The organism is Methylobacterium sp. Leaf99, assembly GCF_001422375.1.
Lineage (GTDB): Bacteria > Pseudomonadota > Alphaproteobacteria > Rhizobiales > Beijerinckiaceae > Methylobacterium.
The window spans coordinates 1-24774 of sequence record NZ_LMMU01000002.1 but is presented as its reverse complement, the minus strand read 5'-3'; the positions used below and the strand labels follow the sequence as shown (position 1 = coordinate 24774).

Genomic DNA, 24774 nt, shown 5'->3' with positions numbered 1-24774 from the left:
TGCGCCCGGTTCCTCACTTGCGAAAATGGCCTTAAGCGGCGGACGGACACGCACCGGATGGACATCCGCCAGCTTCTTCTCGCGGCCTTCGACGTCGAGCATCGCGAGCACATCGATGCCATCCGCGCCGCCCTGGGCGGCGGGGCGGAAGCGCCCGACTGGAACGATGTGTTCCGCCGGGCGCACAGCCTGAAGGGGGCCTCCCGGGCCGTCGACCTGCCGGCGGTGGAGGCCGTGGCCCATCGCCTGGAGACCCTGTTCGACCGGATCGTCGCGGGGACCGGCGTCCTCGACGGGGCGGCGGCGGCGGCGGTCCACCTCGCCCTGGACCGGATCGAGGCCTATGTCGGCGGCCTCGACGACGGGGTCGGGGCGCCGATGCCGGACGACGCCCTGCGCGCCCTCGACCGCTGCCTCGACCCGAAAACCCCCGTCACGCCCGTGCCGGACGCACCGTTCCATGCCCCCCCCGCGCCGGTGGCGACCGTCGCGCCCCCGGCCCCCGCGCCGGTCCAGCCCCCGCCCGAGCCGGCGCACGAGACCGGTGCGCTCCTGCGCGTCCCGGCCGAGGCCATCGATGCCCTGACCCGGGCCAGCCACGAACTCGCGAGCGCCGTCGGCGGCGAGGCTGCCGTGGCCGAGGGGCTTGCCCGGCTGACCCGGCGGGCGGCCGAGCTCGGCCTCATGGCCGAGCGCCTGCGCGGGACCGCGACGGCCGGCGTGTCGCTCCGGACCCTCGAGACCGACCTCCTGGCCCTCGCCCGCGAGGCGGCGGACCTGTCGCGCCTGCGCCTGACCGTGGCCTCCGCCGTCGAGGCGGCGGTGGCGCGGATCGGCGAGCAGGCCGAGCGCCTCGCCCTGGTGCCGGCCGAGACGGTGTTCGGCGGGTTTCCCCGGGCCCTGCGCGACCTCGCCCGCGAGGGCGGCCAGGACATCGCCGTCCAGACCCTCGGCCTCGACCTGCCCGTGGACCGGGCCATGCTCCAGGCCCTGAAGGACCCGGTGCTGCACGCCCTGCGCAATGCCCTCAGCCATGGCGCCGAGGCGCCGGAGGCGCGCCGGCGGGCGGGCAAGCCGGCGGCCCTCGCCATCGGCCTCGCCGTGGCGGTGCGGGGCGGACGCCTCGTCGTCACCGTCCACGACGACGGGCGCGGGCCGGACCTCGCCGGGATCGCCGGGGCCGCCCGCCGCCGGGGCCTGACTGTTCGGGACGAAGACCCCGAGGCGATCCTCACCCTGGTGTTCGAGCCGGGGCTGTCCACGGCCGCCGAGGTCGATACCCTGTCGGGCCGCGGCATCGGCCTCTCGGTGGTGGCCGATGCCGTGCGGCGCCTCGGCGGCCACGTGCGCCTCGGCCCGCGCGAGCCCTGGGGCACCGACCTCGTCATGAGCCTGCCCCTGCAGGCGGCGCGGCGCCCGATGCTCCTGGTCGAGGCGGCGCGCGCCACCTACGCGGTGCCGAGCGCCGCCGTGGAGCGGGTGGTCCACCTCGACCGGGCCGGCCTCGACCGGGCCATGGGCCGCTCCGTCGCCCGGATCGACGCGAAGGACGGCGGCGGGACCCTGCCGGTGGTCGCCCTGCGCGACCTGTTCGGACAGGATCTTTCGGGGCCGGAGGCCGAACGGGCGGACACCGGCGGGCGCCTCCTCGCCCTGCTGCTGCGGGCCGGCGGGCGCCGCGTCCTCCTCACCGTCGACGCCCTACGCGAGGTCCGCACCCACCTCGTCCTGCCGGCCCCGCCCATCGGGGCCGATCCGCGCCTCATCTCCGGCACGGTGATCCTCGGCGACCGGCCCGTCCTCGTCCTCGAACCGGAGGGCCTCATGGCCCGGGCGGCGGAGGCCGGACCGGATGCCGCGGGGGCCACGGGCGGAACGATCGGCCAAACCCCACGTTCGCCGACACGCGCCCCCGGCCCCGCGACCACCATCCTGGTCGTGGACGATTCCATCACCACCCGCACCCTGGAGAAGGGCATCTTGGAAGCGGCCGGCTACCGCGTCGTGGTCTGCGTGGACGGGCAGGATGCCATCGAGCGCCTGCGCGCCGGCATCGAGCCCATCGCCCTCGTCCTCGCCGACGTCGAGATGCCGCGCCTCGACGGGTTCGGCCTGCTGAAAGCCATCCGGGCCGAGGAATCCCTGGCCCGCCTGCCGGTGATCCTGATGACCTCGCGGGGGGATGCCGGGGACGTGGCGCGCGGCCTCGACCTCGGGGCCGACGCCTACCTGACCAAGCAGAGCTTCGACCAGCGCCGTCTCCTCGACACCATCGGGCAATTGCTGTGACCGCAACCGGACCGCGCGTGCGGGTGATGCTCGTCGAGGATTCCCTCGTCGTGCGCCAGCTCCTCATCCACATCGTCGGGCGCGATGCCCGCCTGGAGGTGGTGGCCGCCGTCGCCTCGGGCGAGGAAGCCCTCGCCACCATCGCGGCCGCCCGGCCCGACGTCATCTCCATGGACATCCGCCTGCCGGGCATCGACGGGCTGGAGACCACCCGGCGGATCATGGCCGAGCACCCGACCCCCATCGTGGTGGTGGCCGATGCCATCGAGGATTCGTCCCTGCGCATCTCCATGAACGCCCTCCGGGCCGGCGCCCTCTCGGTGGTGGAGAAGCCGGTGGCCACCACGCATGCGGGCTACGACGCCGTCGCCACGGAGATCTGCACGCAGCTGCGCATCATGGCCGCCGTGCCGGTGATCCGGCGCCGGCCCATCGGGTCGGAATGGGCCGGGCGGCCCCGCGACCTGCGCGCCCTGATCCCCGCCATCGCCGCCGAGGCGCCGAGCGTCGTCGCCATCGCGGCCTCCACCGGCGGTCCGCCGGCCCTGGCCCGGGTCATCGGGGCGCTCCCCGAAAATTTCCCCCTGCCGGTGCTGGTGGTCCAGCACATGGGGCCGGCCTTCATGGAGGGCTTCGCCGCCTGGCTCAACGGCGTCGTCGCCCTGCCCGTCGCCGTGGCGCGCGACGGCGAGCGCGCGGCCGCCGGCCGGGTCTACGTCGCCCCCGGCGACCGCCACCTCGAACTCGCCCCCGGCGGCGGCCTGCGCATCACCGACGCCGACCCCGTGGGCGGGCAGCGCCCGGCCGCCACCGCCCTGTTCCGATCCCTCGCCCGCCATGCCGGCCCGCGCGGCGTCGGCGTGCTCCTCACCGGCATGGGCGAGGACGGGGCCTCCGGCCTCCTCGACATGCGCCGCGCCGGGGCCGCCACCATCGCGGAGGACGAGAGCACGGCGGTGGTGTTCGGCATGCCGGCCGCCGCCATCCGGATGGGGGGCGCCGGCACGGTGCTGCCCCTCGACCGGGTCGGGGCCCACCTCCTGCGCCTCGCCGCCGGGGAGACCGCGCCGTGACCGGCCCGGCCAGCCTCCTCCTCGTGGAGGATTCCGAGACCCAGGCCCTGGAACTGCGCCTGCTGCTCGAATCCCACGGCTTCTCCGTGGAGCGCTGCGCCACGGCGGAGGCGGCCCTCGACCACCTCAACACCCGCCTGCCCGACCTCGTGGTGGCCGACCACCACCTGCCCGGCATGAACGGCGACGAGTTCGCCCGCCAGCTCCGTCTCTCCCTGCGCACCCGCGCCCTGCCCCTGCTCATGCTGACGGGCGCCCGCGACGGCGAGCGCCAGGGCCTCGAGAGCGGGGCCGACGCCTACGTGGCGAAGTCCGCCGACCGCGACATCCTGATCCTGCGCATCCGCGCCCTCCTGCGCGAGCGCCAGGGCGGCGGCTCCGAGGCGCCCGGCGCCTCGGGCTTCCGGCGCGGGCGCGTCCTCGTCGTCGACGGCAGCGCCACCTACCGCACCTTCCTGGCCGGCCTGCTGACGCATGAGGGCCACCTCGTCAGCGTCGCCGACACCGGGGCGGCGGCCCTGGCCGCCCTCGACGCCGACGGGGCCGCCTTCGACTGCGTCACCATCGACCTTCTGGGCACCGCCTATGACGGCCTGGCCCTGTGCCGGGCCGTGGACGCGCGCCGGGCCGCCGACATCGCCGCCCGCGAGGCCGGGGCCCCGACCTTCCACGTGGTCGGCATCAGTGGCAGCACGCCCGCCAAGGACTTCCTCGTCGCGGCCTTCGCGGCGGGGGCCGACGACGTGGTGTCCAAGGTCGACGGCGACGTGCTGGTGATGCGCGTGCGCAGCCTCGTGCGGCGCAAGCTCCTGGAAGAGGACAACCGCCGCATCGCCGGCGAGTTCGGCGCCCGCGAGCGCGCCCTGGAGCGGGCCCGGGCCGAAGCGGAGGCGGCCGAGGCCCGCGCCGCCCTGGCCGGGGCCCTGGAGCGGGCCAATTCCGATCTCGCCACCGCCAACCGCAAGCTCACGGACGCCCAGGCCAAGCTCGTCCAGGCCGCCAAGATGGCGTCGCTGGGCGAACTCGTCGCCGGCATCGCCCACGAGATCAACAACCCCCTGGCCTTCATCCTCGCCCACCAGGGCACCGTCGAGCGCCTGCTCGGCGAGGTGGTGGCGACGCCCGACACCGCCGACGCCCCGCGCCTCCTGAAGAAGTGCGGCGACCGCGTCAGCGCCATGCGCATGGGCCTGACCCGCATCCAGGACCTCGTCCTGAACCTGCGCAAGTTCTCGCGCCTCGATGAGGGCGAGCGCACCCTCGTCAACGTGCCGGACGCCATCGACACGGTGCTGGCCCTGATCCAGCACAAGCTCGGCGACCGCATCGCCGTGGTGCGCGAACTGTCCGGCCGCCCCGAGATCCACTGCACCCCGGCCCTGCTGAACCAGGTGGTGATGAACATCCTCGGCAACGCCGCCGACGCCATGCCGGAGGCCGGCACCATCACCATCCTGACGGCGAGCACCGAGAGCCTGGACGAGATCCGCATCTCCGACACCGGCCCCGGAATCCCCGAAAGCCTGCGGGAAAAGATCTTCGAGCCGTTCTTCACCACGAAGCCCGTGGGAGCCGGCACCGGCCTCGGCCTCGCGATTGCGTACTCCGTGGTACAGGCGCATAGCGGCTCCCTCACGGTGGAGGCCGCCCCGGGCGGCGGAGCCTGTTTCGTGATCGGCATTCCACGCCAAACGCGGTGAGCATGTCCAAAGGTACGATCCTGGCCGTCGACGACGAGCCCGACATCCTGATCGCCCTCGAAGACCTGTTCGAGGACGAGTACCGGGTGCTCACCACGAGCCGGCCGGCCGAGGCCCTGGAGATCCTGGCGGCCGAGCCCGACATCGCCGTCATCGTCTCCGACCAGCGCATGCCGGGCATGACCGGCGACGCCATGCTGGCCCAGGCGCGGGGCATGCACGACGCCCAGGCGATCCTGCTCACGGGCTACGCCGACATGAGCGCGGTGATCGCCGCCCTCAACCAGGGCGGCATCACCGGCTACGCCACCAAGCCGTGGGATGCGAGCCTCCTGCGCGGCGCCGTGCGCCAGGCCTACGAGCGCCACCGCCTCGGCCGGGAACTCGCCACGGAGCGCGCCCTGCTCATGGGGCTCCTCGACCATTCGGCCGACGCCATCGCGTTCAAGGACGCGGAAGGCCGGTTCGTGCGCCTCAACGCCCGCAAGGCCGAGCGCCTCGGGCGCAGCGTCGCCGACTGCCTCGGGCGGACGGAGGCCGCACTCCACCCCGGTGCCGCGGCGTCGGCGGAGGCCGGTGCGGCCTCGGCGGATGCCGCCGCCATCGCGTCGGGCCGGCCGACGGACATGGAGATCACCGAGGGGCCGGAGGGGGCCGAGCGCTGGAGCCGCGTCGCCCGCGTGCCGATCCGGGACGCGTCGGGCCAGGTCGCCCATCTCGCCATCATCGAGCGCGACGTGACCGACCAGAAGCTCCTGGAATCGCGCCTGCGCCAGTCCGACAAGATGCAGGCCCTCGGCACCCTCGCGGGCGGCATCGCCCACGACTTCAACAACCTGCTCACCGCCATCCTGGGCAGCCTCGAACTCGCCACCCCGAAGATCGCCGACCAGCCGCGGGTGCTGCGCCTCGTCACCAACGCGACCCAGGCGGCCCAGCGCGGCGCGACCCTGACCAAGCGCCTCCTCGGCTTCAGCCGCTCCCGCGACCTCAGGCCCCGGGCCATCGACCTCAACGGGCTCATCGCCGGCATGGGCGAGCTCCTGGGCGGGAGCCTCGGCGGCCTCGTCACCCTGACCACGGACCTCGACGCCGCGGCGCCCGCGGCCCGCGTCGATCCCGACCAGCTCGAACTCGCCATCCTCAACCTGTGCATCAACAGCCGCGACGCCATGCCGGAGGGCGGCGCCATCACCGTCTCGACCCGGATCGTGTCGCTGGCGGGCGACCCGGACCTCGCCGACGGCGACTACGCCGCCCTCGCGGTGGCGGATACCGGCACCGGCATCCCGCCGGCGATCCTGCAGCGGGTGTGCGAGCCGTTCTTCACCACCAAGGCCCTCGGCCAGGGCACGGGACTCGGCCTCGCCATGGTGTTCGGCCTCGCCCAGCAATCGGCCGGGCGCCTGCGCATCACCAGCACGGTCGGCGAGGGCACCCGGGTGGAACTCCTGCTGCCCCGCGCCGAGGCCGAGGCGGAGGGGGACGTCGCGCCCGAACCCGCCGCCGCGGCGCCGGTGCCCGCCGCCCGCATCCTCGTGGTCGACGACGACCCCGAGGTGCGGCACGTGACCGCCTCGTTCCTCAACACCTTCGGCTACCGCGAGAGCGAGGCGCCGGACGGGGCCTCGGCCGTGACCCTGCTGGAGCAGACCCGCTTCGACCTCGTGGTGGCGGATCTCGCCATGCCGGGCATGACCGGGGTGGAGCTCGCCGCGATCGTGCGGACCCGCTGGGCCGACGTGCCGGTGCTCATCCTCACGGGCCACGCCGAGGCGATCCCGATCCCGCCCGACCTGCCGGTCCTGCGCAAGCCGTTCGAGTCCGGCGACCTCGCGGCGGAAGTCTCCCGGCTGCTCACCGCCGCCTGAGTTTTTTCGGGGATGGAGTGCCTTCCCTCTCCGCAAGGACAGGGCGATCGCAGAGGGGTGCATGCGTTTGGGCCGGCCCTTGCCCCTTCGCGCAGAGCGTCTGCGCGCATCCCCCTCTCCCCGCGTGCGGGGAGAGGGCCGCAGGCACCCCGTCGGGCCTGCGGCGAGCGAAGGCGCAGCCGCAGCGAGGGTGAGGGGGCGATTCCGGAAGAGTCTCATCCGGAGTCGCCCCCTCACCGTCGGCTGCCGCCTCGACGCGCTCCCCGGCAGGGGGGAGACGCGTCCCTCTCCCCGCAGGCGGGGCGAGGGGATGCGCACGAGGGGCGGCGCTTCGTCGACAGCCCTTTCGGCGGCGGCCTCAGACCGCGACCATCAGCTGCGATCGCCCTGCCGCAAGGGAACGGTGAGCGCCCCCTATTCCTCCGAGGGTGGCTTGTTGACGGCGACGCACATCTTCACCGCCTCCTCGAGCTTGATGTCGCCCGGGTTGCCGATGTTGGCGGTCTCTTCCAGGCACTTGATGAAGTAGTTGCGGTCGAGGCCCGGCGCGAGGCTGGAGAACGCCTTGCCCATGCGGGTCGCGAACTCGATCTTCTCGTCCGTGGTCGCGCGGGGCCAGCGCGCCACCTTGTCGTCCATGGTCAGCCGGGCCGCCTCGGCGCCCGTGGCGGCGACCAGGGCCGACAATAAGAAGAGTTTTATAATAGTCCGCATGGCTCGACCAATCTCCGGGGGATGTCTCGGCCGGAATGGTAGCGCAGGCGTCGCCCGAGAAAAGAAAAAGGCGGCCCGAACGGCCGCCTTTTCCCGACATCCGAGCTTAGAAAGCTCTCAGGCGGCGTCGACGACCTGCGCCGGGCCGGAATCCTTGCCGCGGGCCTCGACGTCGCGATCGACGAACTCGATGACGGCGAGGGGGGCGTTGTCGCCGTAGCGGAAGCCGGCCTTCATGATGCGGCAATAGCCGCCCGGACGGGCGTTGTAGCGCGGGCCGATGACGGCGAAGAGCTTGCGGACCATGTCGTGGTCGCGGATCTGCGACATGGCGAGGCGGCGCGCGTGCAGGGAGTCGGTCTTGCCGAGGGTGATCAGCTTCTCGATGACCGGACGCAGATCTTTCGCCTTGGGCAGGGTGGTGATGATCTGCTCGTGCTTGATCAGCGCGGCGGACATGTTGGCGAACATCGCCTTGCGGTGCTCGGTGGTGCGGTTGAAGCGACGACCGCGGAATCCATGACGCATGATGGCTGGTCCTTATCTGATGGCCGCCGTGCCACGGTACGGCCAAGCGCCCCATGAGCGGGGCTTTTCATTCCGCATGACCCCGCGGCGGGATTCCTTTGGGAGTCCGCGTCAGCGCGAACCCCCGACGTGTCGGCCAAACAACCGGCGCCGAGACGCGCCGAAACGTTCAGCCCGAGGCGGCTCGCCTCAGTAGTGCTCTTCGAAGCGCTTGGCGAGGTCTTCGATGTTCTCCGGCGGCCAGCCGGGGATGTCCATGCCGAGGTGGAGGCCCATGGCGGCGAGCACTTCCTTGATCTCGTTGAGGGACTTGCGGCCGAAGTTCGGGGTGCGCAGCATCTCGCCCTCGGACTTCTGGATGAGGTCGCCGATGTAGACGATGTTGTCGTTCTTCAGGCAGTTCGCCGAACGCACGGAGAGCTCGAGCTCGTCGACCTTCTTGAGCAGGGCCGGGTTGAAGGGGAGCTGCGGCGCGAGCGGCTGCGCCTCCTCCTTGCGGGGCTCCTCGAAGTTCACGAAGACCTGGAGCTGGTCCTGGATGATGCGCGCGGCGTAGGCGAGCGCGTCCTCCGGCGTGACCGCGCCGTTGGTCTCGATGGTCATCGTCAGCTTGTCCTTGTCGAGATCCTGGCCCTCGCGGGTGGTCTCGATGCGGTAGCTGACCTTGGTGACGGGCGAGAACAGGGCGTCCACGGGGATCAGGCCGATGGGCGCGTCCTCGGGGCGGTTGCGCTCGGCCGGGACGTAGCCCTTGCCGGTGGCGACGGTGAATTCCATCCGGATCTCGGCGCCGTCGTCGAGGGTGCAGATCACGAGCTCGGGGTTGAGGATCTGGACGTCGCCCACGGTGCCGATGTCGCCGGCGGTGACGGTGCCGGGGCCGGTCTTGCGCAGGGTGAGGCGCTTGGGGGCCTCGGTCTGCGAGCGGATGGCGATGGTCTTGATGTTGAGGACGATGTCGGTGACGTCCTCGCGCACGCCGGGGATCGACGAGAATTCGTGCAGCACGCCGTCGATCTGCACCGAGGTCACGGCCGCGCCCTGGAGCGACGACAGCAGCACCCGGCGGAGCGAGTTGCCGAGGGTCGTGCCGAAGCCGCGCTCCAGGGGCTCGGCGACGACGGTGGCGACCCGCTTGGGGTCGTGACCGGTCGAGACCTGGAGCTTGTTCGGCTTGATGAGCTCTTGCCAGTTCTTCTGAATGACCACGATGCTACCTCTCGCGAAGATCGGCGCGGCCCACGAGGGTGGTCCACGCTCGAGGGTCCGATGCTGCGCCTCAGCGCCGGACCCCCTTGAAAATGATGGCGCCTGCCGCTCGCGCGGCGGGCGGTTCAGGCGGCCGCGACCCAGAGTTCGGGGACGAAGCCGTAACCGGCCCCGTCCCGGGCGACGTAGCCCAGGGCGGGAAACTCGAGATGGCCGCCGGCGATGAAGCTGCGATCGGCGGCGACTTCGTCGAGGACGCGGCGGCGGGTCGCCCGCGCCGCGTCGACGTCGACGTCGAACACCATGCCGGCCTCGGGCCGCTTGAACTGGATCGCCGGCAGGTGGACGGTGTCGGCCCACATGAACAGGGATCGGTCGCCCGAGACGATGCGGTAGCCGGAATGACCCGGCGTGTGGCCGGGCAGCGGCACCAGGGTGATCCCCGGCGCGACCTCGCCCCCGGTGACCGTCCGCATCCGGCCGGCGTAGGGCGAGGTCGCCTTGGCGGCGTTCTCGAAATACGGCTTGGCCGCGTCGGGCGCCCGGGACAGGGCGCCGTCGCCGAGCCAGTGCGCGGCCTCGTCGGCGTGCAGCACGAGTTCGGCGTTGGCGAACGCGGCCGATCCGTCGGCGGTGATGAGGCCGCCGGCGTGATCGGGATGGAGGTGGGTCAGCAGCACCGTGCCGATCTCGTCGGCCCGGACGCCCGCGGCGGCCAGGGCCGCCGGGACGCGCCCGAGGGTGTCGCCGCCGAAATGCCCCATGCCGGAATCGATGAGCAGCGGGGTGCGGCCGGGGCCGGTGATGAGGAACGCGTTGAGGGTGATGCGCGGCTCGCGCGCGCGAAAGCCGGCGGCCTGAAGCGCGCCGGCCTCGTCCTTCTCGATGCCGACGACGAGATCGAGCGACCCCGGAAGGTAGCCGTCGTTCAGCACCGTGACCGTCAGGTCACCCAAGGTCCACCGCAGCACACCCGGAAGCGGATTCGAACCATCCAACACACGCGTCTCCGTACACACATCCACAACCGGACGGGCCGGGTCCTCTCGGACCGGCCCGTCCGGGATCGACCGGGTCAGACGCGCCGACGCTTGCGCGGGCGGCAGCCGTTGTGGGGGATCGACGTCACGTCGCGGATCGACGTCACGGTGAAGCCGGCGGCCTGGAGGGCGCGCAGGGCCGATTCACGGCCGGAGCCGGGGCCGGAGACCTCGACCTCGAGGGTGCGCATGCCGTGCTCGGCGGCCTTGCGGGCGGCGTCCTCGGCGGCGACCTGGGCGGCGTAGGGCGTCGACTTGCGCGAACCCTTGAAGCCCATGGCGCCGGCGGACGACCACGAGATGGTGTTGCCCTGGGCGTCGGTGATGGTGACCATCGTGTTGTTGAACGACGCGTTCACGTGCGCGACGCCCGAGACGATGTTCTTGCGTTCGCGGCGACGAACGCGGGTTGCTTCCTTGGCCATCTTGGTTCTCGTCCTTCAAGCGCGCCCGTCATGCCAGGCGCTCGGGATTCTTTTGGGATTTTTCGGGTGTTGCGTGCCTGTGGAGGATCGCTTCACCCAACCGGAGCCCATTGCGGGACACCCGGCTCGACGTTCGGGAGGCCGAGCGCAGCACGGCCTCCCAAATCCAAAAAAACTACTTCTTCTTGCCGGCGATGGGCTTGGACTTGCCCTTGCGGGTGCGGGCGTTGGTGTGCGTGCGCTGGCCGCGGACCGGCAGGTTGCGGCGATGGCGCAGGCCGCGGTAGCAGCCGAGGTCCATCAGGCGCTTGATGTTCATGGAGACTTCGCGGCGCAGGTCGCCCTCGACGAGGTAGTCGCGGTCGATGGTCTCGCGGATCGACAGCACCTCGGCGTCGGTGAGCTGGTTCACGCGGCGCTCGGCCGGGATGCCGACCTTCTCGGCGATCTCCTCGGCCTTCTTGGCGCCGATGCCGTGGATGTACTGGAGCGCGATGACGACGCGCTTGTTGGTCGGGATGTTAACGCCAGCGATACGGGCCAAGGTCTTCTCCATGAGGGCGACGGACCCGATCGGTCCGGCCCGGGTTGTCTTGATACGCGTCCGGTGGAGACCGGCCCCTGCGTACCGTCCAAAACGACAAAGCGGCCCGCAGCAGCCTCTGGCGAGGCGACCCGGACCCGATCCGTCTGAACGAAGACCGGCCCACTAGCGCGGACCGGTCCCGGTGTCAATCCATCGGTGACAAATCGACGGGCGCCCGGGGGCGCCCCGGCGTCAGGACGCCGTCGTCTCGACGTGGCGCTCCAGGGTCTTCATCAGGGCCGCGGTGACGTCGTCGACGGGCTGCATGCCGTCGAGGGTCTCCAGCATGCCGAGGCTGGCATAGTAGGCCGAGAGCGGCGCCGTCTGGGCCCGGTAGGCCTCGAACCGGGTCTTGAACACCTCGGGGGTGTCGTCCTTGCGTACGGGCTCGCCCCGGGCGGCGGTCTCGGCGGCGCGCTTGGCGATGCGGCCGACCAGGGCGTTCTCGTCGACGACGAATTCGATGACGGTGTCGAGGGCGAGGTTCTTGTCCTGCAGCATCCGGTCGAGGGCGGCGGCCTGCTCGACGGTGCGGGGGAAGCCGTCGAGGATGAAGCCGTTGCGGGCATCGGGCTCCTCGATCCGGTCGGCGACGATGCCGACCACCACGGCGTCGGGCACGAGGCCGCCGCTCTCCATGATCGCCTTGGCCTCCAGGCCCACGGGCGTCCCAGCGGCCACGGCCGCGCGCAGCATGTCCCCGGTGGAGAGCTGCGGAATGCCGAAACGCTCGACGATGCGGGCGGACTGCGTTCCCTTACCCGCTCCCGGCGGTCCGAGCAGAATGATCCGCATGGCGTCGTTTCCTCGAGTCCGTTCTTCTTGGGGACCGGCGGCCCCGGGCGGGGCGCCGCTGCTGGTTGGGCTCGGCCGATTCGGGCTGGGCCGAAGCCGGCCTCGCCCGATCCGGACTCAGCGACGCCGGGTGGCGCCGCGCAGCTTGGCCTTCTTGACGAGGCCTTCGTACTGGTGGGCCATCAGGTGTCCGTGGATCTGCGCCACCGTATCCATCGTCACGGAGACGACGATGAGGAGCGAGGTGCCGCCGAACCCGATGCTGGCCGAAGAGTACGACGCCAGGATTTCCGGCACCAGACAGACGAAGGTCAGATACAGGGCGCCGATGAGGGTGATGCGGGTCAGCACCTTGTCGATGAACGCGGCGGTGCGCTCGCCCGGACGGATGCCGGGGATGAAGCCGCCATGCTTCTTGAGGTTGTCCGCCGTCTCCTCGGGGTTGAACACCACCGCCGTGTAGAAGAACGCGAAGAAGATGATCAGGGCCGCGTAGAGCACCATGTAGAGCGGCCGGCCGTGGCCGATATAGGTCGTGATCGTCGCCAGGATGCCGGTGCCGCCGTTGTTGGCGGAGAAGCTCGCCACGGTGGCGGGCAGGAGCAGGAGCGACGAGGCGAAGATCGGCGGGATCACGCCGGCGGTGTTGAGCTTCAGCGGCAGGAACGAGGTCTGGCCCTCGTACATCTTATTCCCGACCTGGCGCTTGGGGTAGTTGATCAGGAGCCGGCGCTGGGCGCGCTCCATGAACACGATGAAGTACACCAGGGCGATGGCGGCGATGCCCATGCCGAGGATGACGGCGGACGAGAGGGCGCCCGTGCGGCTCAGCTCCAGGGCGCCGACGATGGCGACGGGCAGGTGGGCGACGATGCCGGCGAAGATGATGAGCGACGAGCCGTTGCCGATGCCGCGCGAGGTGATCTGCTCGCCGATCCACATGAGGAACAGGGTGCCGCCGGTCAGGGTGATCACCGTGGACAGGATGAAGAACGGGCCGGGCTCGATGGCCGCGCTCGAACTCTGCAGGCCGAAGGCGATGCCCCAGCTCTGGACCAGGGCCAGCACCACCGTGAGGTAGCGGGTGTACTGGTTGATGACCTTGCGGCCGGACTCGCCTTCCTTCTTCAGGGCCTCGAGGGTCGGGATGACCGAGGTCAGAAGCTGGATGATGATGGAGGCCGAGATGTACGGCATGATGTTGAGGGCGAAGATCGCCATGCGCTCGACGGCACCGCCGGAGAACATGTTGAACAGCCCGAGGACGCCGCCGGCCTGTTGCTGGAAGTTGCGGGCGAACTGCTCCGGATCGATGCCGGGGATCGGGATGTAGGTGCCGAGGCGGAACACGATCAGCGCACCCAGGGTGAACCAGATGCGCTTCTTGAGCTCGTCGGCTTTGGCGATGGCCCCGAAGTTGAGGTTCGCGGCAAGCTGCTCGGCGGCTGAGGCCATGGCACCGGTTCCTGAGTATCTTTGTCGTGCGGGAGCGACGGGCTTCCCAAAAAACTGAAACGGCGGCCACGCGCAGGTCGCACGGGCCGCCGCTCAGGGCTTCGACTTAAAGTCGGATCGCCGTCTACGCAACCACGCGGGCGGGCTTGCCACGGGTGGACACGCCGTCGCCGTAGGTCACGGTGACGGTGCCGCCGATCTTCTCGACGGCCTCGATGGCCGACTTCGACGCGCGGGTGACCTCGAAGGAGACCTTCGCGGTCAGCTCGCCGACGCCGAGGAGCTTGACGCCGTCGCGGGCCCGGGCGCAGACGCCGGCCGCGATCAGGGTCTCGACGGTGACGACGGCACCGGCTTCGAGGCGACCGGCATCCAACGCCTGCTGGACGCGGCCGAGGTTCACCTCGTTCAGGTCCGTCGAGTACAGGTTGTTGAAGCCGCGCTTCGGGAGGCGACGATGCAGCGGCATCTGACCGCCCTCGAAGCCCTTGATGGACACGCCGGTCCGGGCCTTCTGGCCCTTGACGCCGCGTCCGGCGGTCTTGCCCTTGCCGGAGCCGATGCCCCGGCCGACGCGCATCCGGTTCTTGGTTGCGCCGGGATTGTCGTGGAGTTCATTCAGTTTCATGATGCCCTCCCTCAGGCCGCGTCGCCAAGGACGCGCACGAGGTGCTGCACCTTGCGGATCATGCCGCGCACGGAGGGGGTATCCTCCAGCTCGGAGACCCGGTGCAGCTTGTTGAGCTTAAGGCCGATCAGCGTCGCACGCTGGTCGCCCTCGCGGCGGATCGGCGAGCCGATCTGCTCGATACGGACGGTCTTCTGTGCCATCTGACCCTCCCTCAAGCCACTGCGGCTTCGGACAAGTCGGACGGATCGGCGTCACGACGGCGGGCCTGGAGCGCCGAGACCTTGAGACCGCGACGGGCCGCGACGGAGCGCGGGCTGTCCTCGTTCTTCAGGGCGTCGAAGGTGGCGCGCACAAGGTTGTAGGGGTTCGACGAACCGAGGCTCTTCGCCACCACGTCCTGCATGCCGAGCGTCTCGAAGACGGCGCGCATGGGGCCGCCGGCGATGATGCCGGTGCCCTGGGGGGCGGCGCGCAGGATGACCTTGCCGGCGCCGTGACGTCCCTGGACGTCGTGGTGCAGGGTCCGGCCCTCGCGGAGCGCCACGCGGACGAGGCCGCGCTTGGCGGCTTCCGTGGCCTTGCGGATGGCTTCCGGCACTTCGCGGGCCTTGCCGTGGCCGAAGCCGACGCGGCCCTTCTGGTCGCCGACGACCACGAGGGCGGCGAAGCCGAAGCGGCGTCCGCCCTTCACGACCTTGGCGACGCGGTTGATGTGGACGAGTTTGTCCACGAACTCGCTGTCGCGCTCCTCGCGGTCGTCGCGGCGGCCGCGGCCCCCGCCTTCACGTTCACGTGCCATGTTTACACTTCCATCTCACTGGCGCGGGCGGCGGGCCCGCTCGCTTGATTCGTCATGAACGAGGGGACGGCGCACCGTCCCCTCCCCGCCGGTCCTAGAACTCGAGGCCACCCTCGCGGGCGGCGTCGGCAAGCGCCTTGACGCGCCCGTGGTAGAGGTAGCCCGAGCGATCGAAGATCACCTTGGTGACGCCGGCGGCCTTGGCGCGCTCGGCGACGAGCTTGCCGACGGCCTGGGCCGCCGCCACGTCCGCGCCGGTCTTGAGACCGCCGCGGAGATCCTTCTCGATGCTGGACGCCGAGGCGAGCGTGGTGCCCGCCGCGTCGTCGATGACCTGAACGTAGATCTGCTTCGAGGAACGGAACACCGAAAGTCTCGGACGTCCGTTGGCCGCCGCCCGCAGCGCGCGGCGCACACGCGCCTTGCGGCGGTCGAGTGCATCGATTTTGCGTGACATGTTGGCCGGCCCTTACTTCTTCTTGCCTTCCTTGCGGAAGATGAACTCACCCGCGTACTTCACGCCCTTGCCCTTGTAGGGCTCGGGGGAGCGGTATTCGCGGATCTCGGCCGCCACCTGACCGACCACCTGCCGGTCGATGCCGGAGACGACGATCTCGGTGGGCTTCGGCACGGCGATGGTGATCCCCGCGGGGATCTCGTATTCCACGTCGTGGCTGTAGCCGAGGGAGAGCTTCAGCGCCTTGCCGGCCATGGCGGCACGATAGCCGACGCCGGTGATCTCGAGCTTCTTCTCGAAGCCCTTGGAGACGCCCTCGACGAGGTTCGCCACCTGGGCACGCGACGTGCCCCACAGCGAGCGAGCCTGCTTGGTCTGGTTCCGGGGCTGCACCGAGACGGCGCCGTCCTCGAACTTCACGTCGACCACGCTGGGGACGACGAACTGGAGCTCACCCTTGGAGCCCTTCATTGTTACCGTTTGACCGGTCACCGTGGCCGTCACACCGGACGGGACGGGAACGGGCTTCTTGCCTACGCGAGACATCGCCTTATTCCTCCAAGTCCGAGATCAGAACACCTTGCAGAGCACTTCACCGCCGACGTTGCGCTCGCGCGCCTCGTGGTCGGCCATGACGCCCTGCGGGGTGGACACGATGGTGACGCCGAGACCGTCGGCGACGCGCGGCAGCTCGCCCACGGACGAGTAGACGCGGCGGCCGGGCTTCGACACGCGCTGGATCGAGCGGATGACGGGCTGGCCGTCGTAGTACTTCAGCTCGATGGCGAACTCGGTGCGGCCGTTGCCGTAATCCGTGGTCGCGTAGTCGCGGATGTAGCCCTCGGACTTCAGAACGTCGAGGACGCTGGCGCGCAGGCGCGAACCGGGCGTCTGGACGACGTTGCGGCGGCGCTGCTGACCGTTGCGGATGCGGGTGAGCATGTCACCCACGGGATCGTTGACCATGGTGGTTGCTCCTTACCAGCTCGACTTGACGAGACCGGGGATCAGACCCTGGTTGCCGAGTTCGCGCAGCGCGATGCGCGAGATGCCCATCTTGCGATAGAAGGCACGCGGACGGCCGGTCATGCCGCAGCGGTTGCGGACGCGGGTGGGCGACGAGTTGCGGGGCAGTTCCGCGAGCTTGAGGCGCGCCTCGAAGCGCTCCTCCATCTCGAGGGACTGATCGTTCGCCGTGGCAAGCAGGGCCTTGCGCTTGGGAGCATAGAGCTTGACCAGCGCTTCGCGGTGCTTGTTCTTCTCGATGGAGCTTTTCTTTGCCATTTCTCTCTCCGGTGTCCGCGTATGAGACCTAGACGGGTCTCACTGCCGGAACGGGAATCGGAACTGCGAGAGGAGCGCGCGCGCCTCCGCGTCGGTGCGGGCCGTCGTCTGGATGACGATGTCCATGCCCCAGGTGGCCTCGGCCTTGTCGTACGAGATCTCCGGGAACACGAGGTGCTCCTTGAGGCCGAGGGCGTAGTTGCCGTTGCCGTCGAACGAGCGCGGGTTCAGGCCGCGGAAGTCACGCACGCGGGGAAGCGCGATGGTGATCAGGCGGTCCATGAACTCGTACATGCGCTGGCGGCGCAGGGTCACCTTGCAGCCGATGGGCATGCCTTCGCGGACCTTGAAGGTCGCGATGGCCTTGCGGGCCTTGGTGATGACGGGCTTCTGGCCGGCGATGAGGGCCAGGTCGCCGGCGGCGATGGAGGCCTTCTTCGAATCGGCGGTGGACTCGCCCACACCCATGTTGATGACGATCTTGGAGACCGTCGGAACCTGCATCGGGTTGGCGTAGCCGAACTCTTCGATCAGCTTCTGACGAACGACCTCGTCATAGTGCTTGCGCAGGCGCGGGACGTAATCGTCCTTGTTTGCCTCAGCCATCGATCTGATCCCCCGTGGTCTTGGCGAAGCGAACCTTGCGTCCGTCTTCGAGGATGCGGAAACCCACGCGAGTCGGCTTGCCGTTCGCGTCCTGCAACGCGAGATTCGAGAGCTGGATCGCAGCTTCCTTGGAGACGATGCCGCCTTCCTGGTTCTGCGTCTGCTTCTGGTGCTTCTTGACCAGGTTGATCCCACGCACGAAGGCGCGGTCTTCCTTGGGGAGCACCTGGGTGACCTCGCCGGAGCGACCCTTGTCGCGACCGGTGAGAACGACGACCGTGTCGCCCTTCTTGACCTTAGCGGCCATTACAGCACCTCCGGCGCGAGCGAGATGATCTTCATGTGGTTGCGGGCGCGAAGCTCGCGCGGCACCGGTCCGAAGATGCGGGTGCCGATGGGCTCCTTCTGATTGTTGATCAGAACGGCGGCGTTCTTGTCGAAGCGGATCACCGAACCGTCGGGACGCTTCACTTCCTTGGCCGTGCGCACCACGACCGCCTTCATGACGTCGCCCTTCTTCACGCGACCCCGGGGAATCGCTTCCTTGACCGAGACCACGATGATGTCGCCGACGCCGGCATACTTACGCTTCGACCCGCCCAGAACCTTGATGCACATCACACGGCGTGCACCCGAGTTGTCGGCGACGTCCAGATTCGTCTGCATCTGGATCACGGGCAGTGACCTTTCTTTGTTTCAGGCGGGTTTCCGCACGCGGACGGTATTGTCCGGCGGACGACGCCTGAGGGGGATCTGATGTCCCCGGCTCATATGAAGCACCGCGCAATCGGTGCTCTCACACCGGCGCGGTCACCGCGTTCGAAGGGCGCGAACACCCTTCTCAACTGTCGCGAAGGCATGCCCACTACACCGGGCGGCGGGGATGCGCAAGGAAAAACGGCCAGGAGGGCGCTCGCGGGGGCCGGGGTCCGGGCGGCTATGCCGTCCGGGACATCCACCGGGTCAGGACGCGGCCCCTCCCCGCTTCGGCCGATTCGGCATGCGGCCGTTCCGAACGCCATATCCCTCAACGGGTCGCTCGGTTCAGCGGACACCGAACCGAGGGGGGCCCCGGCGCAGGCGAGGCCGCGTTGACGATGCCGGGGACAGCGGCAACATATCGTGTGGCACGAATCGGAGGAGGCCGTCATGGCGATGCCTGTGAGGCTGCGGGTGCAACGGCGGCGCGACGCCTTGCGCGCCGCCGGTCTGCGTCCGGTCCAGATCTGGGTCCCCGACACGCGCCGGCCTGGGTTCGCAGAGGAATGCCGCCAGCAGGCTCGCGCCGTCGCAGCCATCGATGCCGCCGACCCGGCGCTCTCCGTCTTCCTGGATGCGGCCCTGATCGACCTCGACGACGACACCGCGGCATGACGCGGGGCGACCTGGTGACGGTGGCCCTGGCCGGTGATTTCGGTAAGCCGCGCCCCGCCCTCGTGATCCAGTCCGATCGATTCACGGACACGGGTACCGTCACCGTCCTCCTCATATCGGGGACGCCCGTGGATGCGCCCCTGATCCGGCTTCCTGTTCAGCCAACACCGGAGAACGGCCTGCGCAAACCGTCGTTCGTGATGATCGACAAGGCCATGTCGGTTCGGCGCGACAGGCTCGGCGCCGGGTTCGGAACCCTTGACGACGCCACCATGCTCTCGGTCACCCGGTCGCTCGCCGTCTTCCTCGGCTTCGCTTGAGTCCGGCTCAAACGAAAAACGGGCGCAGAATCCTGCGCCCGTTTCTCAAGGTTCGTCCCTTTGGAACGCTCACGCCTCGGCGGCGGGAGCCTCCGACGTGGCGCCGGAGACCAGCTGCCAGGTCTTGGTCTTCGAGAACGGACGGCACTCCTCGATCGACACGGTCTGGCCGACCTTGGCGACGTTGGTCTCGTCGTGGGCGTGGTAGTTCTTCGAGCGACGGACGGTCTTCTTCATCACCGGGTGGGTGAAGCGACGCTCCACCTTCACGACGATGGTCTTCTCGCCCTTGTCGCTGACGACGACGCCCTGCAATACGCGCTTCGGCATGGTGTACTCCTCAGGCCTGCGCGGACTTCAGCGTCTTCTGACGCTGGAGCGTACGGACGCGGGCGATATCGCGGCGGACTTCACGGACGCGCGCGACGTTCTCGAGCTGGCCGGTGGCGCCCTGGAAGCGCAGGTTGAACTGCTCCTTCTTCAGGCTGAGCAACTCGTCGGTCAGCTGATCGGGCGACAGGGCGGCGAGATCCGACTGTCTCTGTGACGACTTCATGATCCCCTCCCCTCAGTCAGCGATGCGCTGAACGACGCGCGTGCGGATCGGAAGCTTGGCCGCGCCGAGGCGCAGGGCCTCCTTCGCGACGTCTTCGGCCACGCCGTCGACTTCGAACATGATACGACCGGGATGCACGCGGGCAGCCCAGAATTCGGGAGCACCCTTACCGGAGCCCATGCGGACTTCGGTGGGCTTGGCCGTGACCGGAACGTCCGGAAAGATCCGGATCCAGACGCGGCCCTGGCGCTTCATCTCGCGGGTGATCGCGCGGCGGGCCGCCTCGATCTGCCGCGCGGTGATGCGCTCGGGTTCGATGGCCTTCAGGCCGAAGGTCCCGAAGTTGAGGTCGAAGCCGCCCTTGGCCGCACCGTGGATGCGACCCTTGAACTGCTTACGGAACCTGGTCTTCTTGGGTTGCAACATGGCAGCCTCTCAACACCTTTCTAGGGCGACGGGGTCACGAACACGCCGTCAGGCGTGCTCGCGCCGGCCGCGCTCGCGGCCACCCTCGCCATCGCGCTCGCGACGGCCGCCCGAACGGCCACCCTCTTCCTGCGCCTTCTTATCCTGTGCCATCGGGTCGTGCTCGAGGATCTCGCCCTTGAACACCCAGACCTTGATCCCGCACGTCCCGTAGGTCGTGAAGGCGGTGGCGACACCGTAATCGACATCGGCCCGGAGGGTATGCAGGGGCACGCGGCCCTCGCGGTACCACTCCTGGCGGGCGATCTCGGCACCGCCGAGACGACCGGAGCAGTTGATCCGGATGCCCTCGGCCCCGAGGCGCATGGCCGACTGCACGGCGCGCTTCATGGCGCGACGGAAGGCGACACGGCGCTCGAGCTGCTGGGCGATCGAGTCGGCCACCAGGGTGGCGTCGATCTCGGGCTTGCGCACCTCGACGATGTTGATGGTCACGTCGGCCTTGGTCAGGCTGCCGACGAGCTTGCGCAGCTTCTCGATGTCCGCGCCCTTCTTGCCGATCACCACGCCCGGACGACCCGAGTGGATGGTGACGCGGCACTTCCGGTGCGGACGCTCGATGACGATCTTCGAGACGGCAGCCTGCTTGAGCTGCTTCATGAGGGCGGCGCGGATGGCGACGTCCTCATGCATGAGCTTGGCGTATTCACCCTTCTGGGCGAACCAGCGGGAGTCCCAGGTCCGGTTGATACCGAGCCGCAGACCGATCGGATTGACTTTCTGGCCCATCAGGTCCTCCTCACGCCGCTTCGGCGGTCGGGACTTCGCGCACCACGATGGTGAGGTTCGCGAAGGGCTTCAGGATGCGGGCGCCGCGGCCGCGGGCCCGAGCGTGGAAGCGCTTGAGCACGAGGGCCTTGCCGACGAACGCCTGGGCGACGATGAGGTCATCGACGTCCAGATTGTGGTTGTTCTCGGCGTTGGCGATGGCGCTCTCGAGGCACTTCTTGACCTCGCGGGCGATCCGCTTGCGGGAGAATTCGAGATCGGCGAGGGCCGACTCGACCTTCTTGCCGCGAATGAGCTGCGCGACGAGATTGAGCTTCTGCGGGCTGACGCGCAGCATGCGCGCGACGGCCTGAGCCTCGTTCTCGGGGAGCGCGCGGGGAGTGGCGGGCTTGCCCATGTTCAGCGCCTCTTCGACTTCTTGTCGGCCGCGTGACCGTGGAAGGTCCGCGTCGGCGAGAACTCGCCGAACTTGTGGCCGACCATTTCCTCGGACACGTAGACCGGGATGTGCTTCTGCCCGTTGTGCACACCGAAGGTGAGCCCGACGAACTGCGGCAGGATCGTGGAGCGGCGGCTCCAGATCTTGATGACTTCGTTGCGGCTGGATCCGCGTGCGGTCTCAGCCTTCTTGAGGAGGTAGCCGTCGATGAACGGCCCCTTCCAGAGCGAGCGTGCCATGATGGTTACTTCTTGCGGTTGTGACGGCTGGACAGGATGAAGACGTCGGTCCGCTTGTTCGAGCGGGTCTTCTTCCCCTTCGTGGGAACGCCCCAGGGGGTGACCGGGTTACGGCCGCCCGAGGTGCGTCCCTCACCGCCGCCGTGCGGGTGATCGACCGGGTTCATGGCGACGCCGCGGACGTGCGGGCGCTTGCCGAGCCAGCGATTGCGGCCCGCCTTGCCGAGCGAGATGTTCATGTGGTCCGGGTTCGACACCGCGCCGACGCTGGCGAAGCACTGACCGTGGACCAGGCGCTGCTCGCCCGAGTTCAGGCGCAGGGTGACGTAACCCTGGTCGCGCCCGACGATCTGGGCGTAGTTGCCGGCGGAGCGGGCGATGGCGCCGCCCTTGCCGATCTTCAGCTCGACGTTGTGCACGATGGTGCCGACGGGCATGTTGCCGACGGGACCGGCATTGCCCGGCTTGATGTCGACCTGCTCGGCCGCGATCACCTTGTCACCCGGCGACAGGCGCTGGGGCGCGATGATGTAGCTCTGCGTGCCGTCCGGGAACGCGATCAGCGCGATGAACGCCGTGCGGTTCGGATCGTACTCGATCCGCTCGACGGTGGCGCTCACGCCCATCTGCATGCGACGCTTGAAGTCGACATTGCGCAGGGTGCGCTTGTGACCGCCGCCGCGGAAGCGGACGGTGATGCGGCCGAGGTTGTTGCGGCCGCCCGACGACGACTTGCCCTCGGTGAGCTTCTTGACCGGCTTGCCCTTGTAGAGCTCACGGCGGTCGACGAGCACGAGCTGGCGAAGGCTCGGCGTGACCGGTTTGAATGTCTTCAAGGCCATCGGTGGTAATCCTTAACCCGACTTGTCTCAGAGGCCGGTCGTGACATCGATCGTTTCACCCTCGGCGAGGGTCACGATCGCTTTTTTCACGTCCGAACGCTGTCCGCGAAGCCCGCGGAAAATCTTCTTCTTGCCCTTGGTCACGAGCGTGTTCACGCCCGTCACCTTGACGTCGAACAGCTTCTCGACCGCTTCCTTGATCTGCGGCTTCGTCGCCTTCGGGGCAACCCGGAAAACGACCTTGTTCTGTTCGGTGAGGTTCGTCGCCTTCTCGGTGATGACCGGGGAGACGATGATGTCGTAGTGGCGCGGATCGGCACTCATTTGAAACGCGCCTCCAGCGCATCGATCGCTGCGCGCGTCAGCACGAGCTTGTCGCGGCGCAGGATGTCGTAGACGTTGATGCCCTGGATCGGAAGCACGTCGATCATCGGGATGTTCCGGGCGGCGCGACCGAAGTTCACGTCGACCTCGGACCCGCTGATGAACAGCGCGCTCGACAGACCCATCTTCTCGAAGCGGGCGGCGAGGTTCTTGGTCTTGCCGTCCTCGAGCTTCACGTCGTCGATGACGATGAGGGTGGAATCCTTCACCTTCGCCGACAGGGCGTGCTTGAGGGCCAGCGCGCGGACCTTCTTCGGCAGGTCGTGGGCATGGGAGCGCACGACCGGACCGAAGGCCCGACCACCGCCGCGGAACTGCGGAGCGGAGGCGGCGCCGTGACGGGCGTTGCCGGTGCCCTTCTGCTTGTACAGCTTCTTGCGGGTCCGGTTGACGTCCGAGCGGTTCTTGACCGCGTGGGTGCCGGCCTGGCGCTTGGCGAGCTGCCAGCGCACCATGCGCTGGAGCAGGTCCACGCGGGGCTCGAGGCCGAAGATGGTCTCGTCGAGCTCGACGGAACCGGCTCCGGCGCCGTCGAGGGTGGTGATATCGAGCTTCATCACGCGTTCTCCTCGGAAGCGGGAGCCTCGGGAGCCGGGGCGTCGGAGACGGGCGCGGCGCCCAGCTCACGGAACTTGCCAGGCTGCGGAACGTCCGCGGGGAGCTTGCGCTTCACCGCGTCGCGGATCTGGATCCAGCCGCCGGCGACGCCGGGAACCGCACCTTCGACCAGGATCAGACCGCGCTCGACGTCCGTGCGGACGACGCGCAGGTTCTGGGTCGTGACCCTGTCGACACCCATGTGACCGGGCATCTTCTTGTTCTTGAAGGTCTTGCCCGGGTCCTGACGGCCGCCGGTCGAACCGATGGAGCGGTGCGACACGGACACGCCGTGGGTGGCGCGCAGACCGCCGAAGTTCCAGCGCTTCATGCCGCCGGCGAACCCCTTACCCGTGGTGGTGCCCGTCACGTCGACGAACTGGCCCGGGATGAAGTGGTCGGCGGTGATTTCGGCGCCGACCGGGATCAGCTTGTCTTCCGACACGCGGAACTCGGCGAGCTTCTGCTTGGGCTCGACCTTGGCGACCGCGAACCGGCCGCGCTCGGCAGCCGACACGTTCTTCACCTTGGCCTTGCCGACGCCGACCTGAAGGGCGACGTAGCCGTTCTTCTCGACGGTACGGTGGGCAACCACCTGGCATTGATCGATTTTAAGCACTGTGACCGGGACATGTTCGCCTGCATCCGTAAAGATGCGGGTCATGCCGACCTTCTGTGCGATGACGCCTGAGCGCATAGGTGTCTCCCCTCGCGCGATTTACGGTAAGCTCTAAATCCCCGCGGGACTTAGAGCTTGATCTCCACGTCCACGCCGGCGGCGAGGTCGAGCTTCATCAGCGCGTCCACGGTCTGCGGCGTCGGATCGACAATATCGAGGACGCGCTTGTGGGTGCGCATCTCGAACTGCTCGCGCGACTTCTTGTCGATGTGCGGCGAGCGGTTGACGGTGAACTTCTCGATATGCGTCGGCAGCGGGATCGGACCACGGATGGTGGCGCCGGTGCGCTTGGCCGTCGAGACGATCTCGCGGGTCGATGCATCGAGAATCCGATGATCGAACGCCTTGAGGCGGATGCGAATATTCTGACCGTTCATGACCTGAAACCTTGGCGGGACGAGGATGGGGCGGGCGCGAGGACCCGCCCCTCTGTCGTTCCCTGCAGACGTGACCGTTGACGGAAGACTACTCGTTGATGGCGGCGACGACGCCGGCGCCGACGGTGCGTCCGCCTTCACGGATGGCGAAGCGCAGCTTCTCTTCCATGGCGACGGGCACGATGAGGGTAGGCTACCGGATTCACACAACTGCGAATGGGCCGATTCCGTGCAGCGGCAGGACACCGGACTGCATCCGGATACGGGCGTAAGAGATCGGAAGAGCGTCG

35 protein-coding genes and 1 pseudogene are annotated in these 24774 nt (G+C 69.2%); 6 read left to right on the top strand and 30 right to left on the bottom strand.

Features of this window, described 5'->3' with window-relative positions; genetic code table 11:
• Window positions 1-57 precede the first annotated feature (57 nt).
• The 4 genes from ASF28_RS10250 to ASF28_RS10235 are packed head-to-tail and all read left to right on the top strand — an operon-like array spanning window position 58 to window position 6933.
• The gene (locus tag ASF28_RS10250; protein WP_056091651.1) at window positions 58-2289 is read left to right on the top strand and encodes a hybrid sensor histidine kinase/response regulator; all 2232 of its coding nucleotides are present in this window, start codon (window positions 58-60) and stop codon (window positions 2287-2289) included.
• Window positions 2290-2315: 26 nt separating this feature from the next.
• The gene (gene cheB / locus ASF28_RS10245; RefSeq protein ID WP_056091648.1) at window positions 2316-3362 is read left to right on the top strand and encodes a chemotaxis-specific protein-glutamate methyltransferase CheB; all 1047 of its coding nucleotides are present in this window, start codon (window positions 2316-2318) and stop codon (window positions 3360-3362) included.
• Window positions 3359-5062 carry a response regulator gene (locus tag ASF28_RS10240; RefSeq protein WP_056091645.1) on the top strand — a complete coding sequence of 568 codons (1704 nt, stop codon included), beginning with the start codon at window positions 3359-3361 and terminating at the stop codon, window positions 5060-5062. Before cheB ends, ASF28_RS10240 begins: the two co-directional genes overlap by 4 nt.
• 2 nt (window positions 5063-5064) lie before the next feature.
• A complete protein-coding gene (locus ASF28_RS10235) occupies window positions 5065-6933 on the top strand; it encodes a response regulator (RefSeq protein ID WP_056091642.1) in 1869 nt (622 codons plus the stop codon).
• A gap of 414 nt (window positions 6934-7347) precedes the next feature.
• Here ASF28_RS10235 and ASF28_RS10230 read toward each other — a convergent pair whose 3' ends face one another.
• The 18 genes from ASF28_RS10230 to rplN all read right to left on the bottom strand — a co-directional run bounded on the left by ASF28_RS10230 (window position 7348) and on the right by rplN (window position 18137).
• The gene (locus ASF28_RS10230) at window positions 7348-7620 is read right to left on the bottom strand and encodes a hypothetical protein (RefSeq protein WP_244474979.1); all 273 of its coding nucleotides are present in this window, start codon (window positions 7618-7620) and stop codon (window positions 7348-7350) included.
• Between the two features lie 144 nt (window positions 7621-7764).
• Complete coding sequence (gene rplQ, locus ASF28_RS10225) at window positions 7765-8175, bottom strand: 50S ribosomal protein L17 (RefSeq protein WP_056091639.1); 411 nt, start codon at window positions 8173-8175, stop codon at window positions 7765-7767.
• Window positions 8176-8364: 189 nt separating this feature from the next.
• Window positions 8365-9384, bottom strand: a complete 1020-nt coding sequence (locus tag ASF28_RS10220) for a DNA-directed RNA polymerase subunit alpha (RefSeq protein WP_056091636.1) — start codon at window positions 9382-9384, stop codon at window positions 8365-8367.
• 125 nt (window positions 9385-9509) lie between these two features.
• Window positions 9510-10385 carry an MBL fold metallo-hydrolase gene (locus ASF28_RS10215; protein ID WP_082476398.1) on the bottom strand — a complete coding sequence of 292 codons (876 nt, stop codon included), beginning with the start codon at window positions 10383-10385 and terminating at the stop codon, window positions 9510-9512.
• Window positions 10386-10459: 74 nt separating this feature from the next.
• A complete protein-coding gene (gene rpsK / locus ASF28_RS10210; RefSeq protein WP_056091630.1) occupies window positions 10460-10849 on the bottom strand; it encodes a 30S ribosomal protein S11 in 390 nt (129 codons plus the stop codon).
• A 175-nt stretch (window positions 10850-11024) separates the two neighbouring features.
• A complete protein-coding gene (gene rpsM, locus ASF28_RS10205) occupies window positions 11025-11393 on the bottom strand; it encodes a 30S ribosomal protein S13 (protein WP_056091776.1) in 369 nt (122 codons plus the stop codon).
• A 234-nt stretch (window positions 11394-11627) separates the two neighbouring features.
• On the bottom strand, window positions 11628-12230 hold the full coding sequence (locus ASF28_RS10200; RefSeq protein WP_056091627.1) for an adenylate kinase: 603 nt from the start codon (window positions 12228-12230) through the stop codon (window positions 11628-11630).
• A gap of 117 nt (window positions 12231-12347) precedes the next feature.
• Window positions 12348-13685, bottom strand: coding sequence for a preprotein translocase subunit SecY (gene secY, locus ASF28_RS10195; protein WP_056091623.1), 1338 nt, complete (start codon window positions 13683-13685; stop codon window positions 12348-12350).
• A gap of 124 nt (window positions 13686-13809) precedes the next feature.
• Entirely contained in the window at window positions 13810-14313 is a 504-nt protein-coding gene (gene rplO, locus ASF28_RS10190) for a 50S ribosomal protein L15 (RefSeq protein WP_056091620.1), read from the bottom strand.
• An 11-nt stretch (window positions 14314-14324) separates the two neighbouring features.
• Window positions 14325-14516, bottom strand: a complete 192-nt coding sequence (gene rpmD / locus ASF28_RS10185; protein WP_056091618.1) for a 50S ribosomal protein L30 — start codon at window positions 14514-14516, stop codon at window positions 14325-14327.
• Between the two features lie 11 nt (window positions 14517-14527).
• Window positions 14528-15115, bottom strand: a complete 588-nt coding sequence (gene rpsE / locus ASF28_RS10180; RefSeq protein ID WP_056091615.1) for a 30S ribosomal protein S5 — start codon at window positions 15113-15115, stop codon at window positions 14528-14530.
• Between the two features lie 94 nt (window positions 15116-15209).
• The gene (gene rplR, locus ASF28_RS10175) at window positions 15210-15572 is read right to left on the bottom strand and encodes a 50S ribosomal protein L18 (protein ID WP_056091611.1); all 363 of its coding nucleotides are present in this window, start codon (window positions 15570-15572) and stop codon (window positions 15210-15212) included.
• 12 nt (window positions 15573-15584) lie between these two features.
• Window positions 15585-16118, bottom strand: a complete 534-nt coding sequence (rplF, locus tag ASF28_RS10170; protein ID WP_056091609.1) for a 50S ribosomal protein L6 — start codon at window positions 16116-16118, stop codon at window positions 15585-15587.
• A gap of 24 nt (window positions 16119-16142) precedes the next feature.
• Window positions 16143-16538: a 30S ribosomal protein S8 gene (gene rpsH, locus ASF28_RS10165; protein WP_055881679.1), complete on the bottom strand. Its 396-nt coding sequence runs from the start codon at window positions 16536-16538 to the stop codon at window positions 16143-16145.
• Between the two features lie 12 nt (window positions 16539-16550).
• Window positions 16551-16856 carry a 30S ribosomal protein S14 gene (gene rpsN / locus ASF28_RS10160; protein WP_056091606.1) on the bottom strand — a complete coding sequence of 102 codons (306 nt, stop codon included), beginning with the start codon at window positions 16854-16856 and terminating at the stop codon, window positions 16551-16553.
• A 39-nt stretch (window positions 16857-16895) separates the two neighbouring features.
• Entirely contained in the window at window positions 16896-17462 is a 567-nt protein-coding gene (gene rplE / locus ASF28_RS10155) for a 50S ribosomal protein L5 (protein ID WP_056091603.1), read from the bottom strand.
• Window positions 17455-17769 carry a 50S ribosomal protein L24 gene (rplX, locus tag ASF28_RS10150; RefSeq protein ID WP_056091601.1) on the bottom strand — a complete coding sequence of 105 codons (315 nt, stop codon included), beginning with the start codon at window positions 17767-17769 and terminating at the stop codon, window positions 17455-17457. The genes rplE and rplX overlap by 8 nt, the downstream gene beginning before the upstream one ends.
• Complete coding sequence (gene rplN, locus ASF28_RS10145) at window positions 17769-18137, bottom strand: 50S ribosomal protein L14 (protein WP_055949294.1); 369 nt, start codon at window positions 18135-18137, stop codon at window positions 17769-17771. Before rplN ends, rplX begins: the two co-directional genes overlap by 1 nt.
• A gap of 474 nt (window positions 18138-18611) precedes the next feature.
• Between rplN and ASF28_RS10140 the strand changes: the two genes are divergently transcribed.
• Together ASF28_RS10140 and ASF28_RS10135 are read left to right on the top strand one after the other, a co-directional pair.
• The gene (locus ASF28_RS10140) at window positions 18612-18836 is read left to right on the top strand and encodes an antitoxin MazE family protein (protein ID WP_056091773.1); all 225 of its coding nucleotides are present in this window, start codon (window positions 18612-18614) and stop codon (window positions 18834-18836) included.
• Window positions 18833-19156, top strand: a complete 324-nt coding sequence (locus ASF28_RS10135; protein ID WP_056091599.1) for a type II toxin-antitoxin system PemK/MazF family toxin — start codon at window positions 18833-18835, stop codon at window positions 19154-19156. The genes ASF28_RS10140 and ASF28_RS10135 overlap by 4 nt, the downstream gene beginning before the upstream one ends.
• Window positions 19157-19225: 69 nt before the next feature.
• Here the strand turns inward: ASF28_RS10135 and rpsQ are convergent, their stop codons facing one another.
• From rpsQ to ASF28_RS21715, 12 genes and pseudogenes are all read right to left on the bottom strand, one after another.
• Entirely contained in the window at window positions 19226-19486 is a 261-nt protein-coding gene (gene rpsQ / locus ASF28_RS10130; protein ID WP_056091596.1) for a 30S ribosomal protein S17, read from the bottom strand.
• A gap of 10 nt (window positions 19487-19496) precedes the next feature.
• Complete coding sequence (rpmC, locus tag ASF28_RS10125; protein ID WP_056091594.1) at window positions 19497-19712, bottom strand: 50S ribosomal protein L29; 216 nt, start codon at window positions 19710-19712, stop codon at window positions 19497-19499.
• 12 nt (window positions 19713-19724) lie between these two features.
• Window positions 19725-20138: a 50S ribosomal protein L16 gene (gene rplP / locus ASF28_RS10120; protein ID WP_056091591.1), complete on the bottom strand. Its 414-nt coding sequence runs from the start codon at window positions 20136-20138 to the stop codon at window positions 19725-19727.
• Between the two features lie 48 nt (window positions 20139-20186).
• Complete coding sequence (gene rpsC, locus ASF28_RS10115; RefSeq protein ID WP_056091589.1) at window positions 20187-20927, bottom strand: 30S ribosomal protein S3; 741 nt, start codon at window positions 20925-20927, stop codon at window positions 20187-20189.
• A gap of 10 nt (window positions 20928-20937) precedes the next feature.
• Window positions 20938-21324, bottom strand: coding sequence for a 50S ribosomal protein L22 (rplV, locus tag ASF28_RS10110; protein ID WP_056091586.1), 387 nt, complete (start codon window positions 21322-21324; stop codon window positions 20938-20940).
• Window positions 21325-21326: 2 nt separating this feature from the next.
• On the bottom strand, window positions 21327-21605 hold the full coding sequence (rpsS, locus tag ASF28_RS10105) for a 30S ribosomal protein S19 (RefSeq protein WP_056091583.1): 279 nt from the start codon (window positions 21603-21605) through the stop codon (window positions 21327-21329).
• 5 nt (window positions 21606-21610) lie between these two features.
• Window positions 21611-22447 (bottom strand): 50S ribosomal protein L2, encoded by an 837-nt coding sequence (gene rplB / locus ASF28_RS10100; protein WP_056091580.1) that lies wholly within the window; start codon window positions 22445-22447, stop codon window positions 21611-21613.
• A gap of 27 nt (window positions 22448-22474) precedes the next feature.
• Window positions 22475-22771 (bottom strand): 50S ribosomal protein L23, encoded by a 297-nt coding sequence (locus tag ASF28_RS10095; protein ID WP_056091577.1) that lies wholly within the window; start codon window positions 22769-22771, stop codon window positions 22475-22477.
• Window positions 22768-23388 carry a 50S ribosomal protein L4 gene (gene rplD, locus ASF28_RS10090; RefSeq protein WP_056091573.1) on the bottom strand — a complete coding sequence of 207 codons (621 nt, stop codon included), beginning with the start codon at window positions 23386-23388 and terminating at the stop codon, window positions 22768-22770. The genes ASF28_RS10095 and rplD overlap by 4 nt, the downstream gene beginning before the upstream one ends.
• Window positions 23388-24125 (bottom strand): 50S ribosomal protein L3, encoded by a 738-nt coding sequence (gene rplC / locus ASF28_RS10085; RefSeq protein WP_056091572.1) that lies wholly within the window; start codon window positions 24123-24125, stop codon window positions 23388-23390. Before rplC ends, rplD begins: the two co-directional genes overlap by 1 nt.
• 50 nt (window positions 24126-24175) lie before the next feature.
• Window positions 24176-24484, bottom strand: a complete 309-nt coding sequence (rpsJ, locus tag ASF28_RS10080) for a 30S ribosomal protein S10 (protein WP_018044230.1) — start codon at window positions 24482-24484, stop codon at window positions 24176-24178.
• A gap of 88 nt (window positions 24485-24572) precedes the next feature.
• Window positions 24573-24674, bottom strand: a pseudogene (locus ASF28_RS21715) (EF-Tu/IF-2/RF-3 family GTPase); the annotation flags it as partial.
• Window positions 24675-24774: the final 100 nt, after the last annotated feature.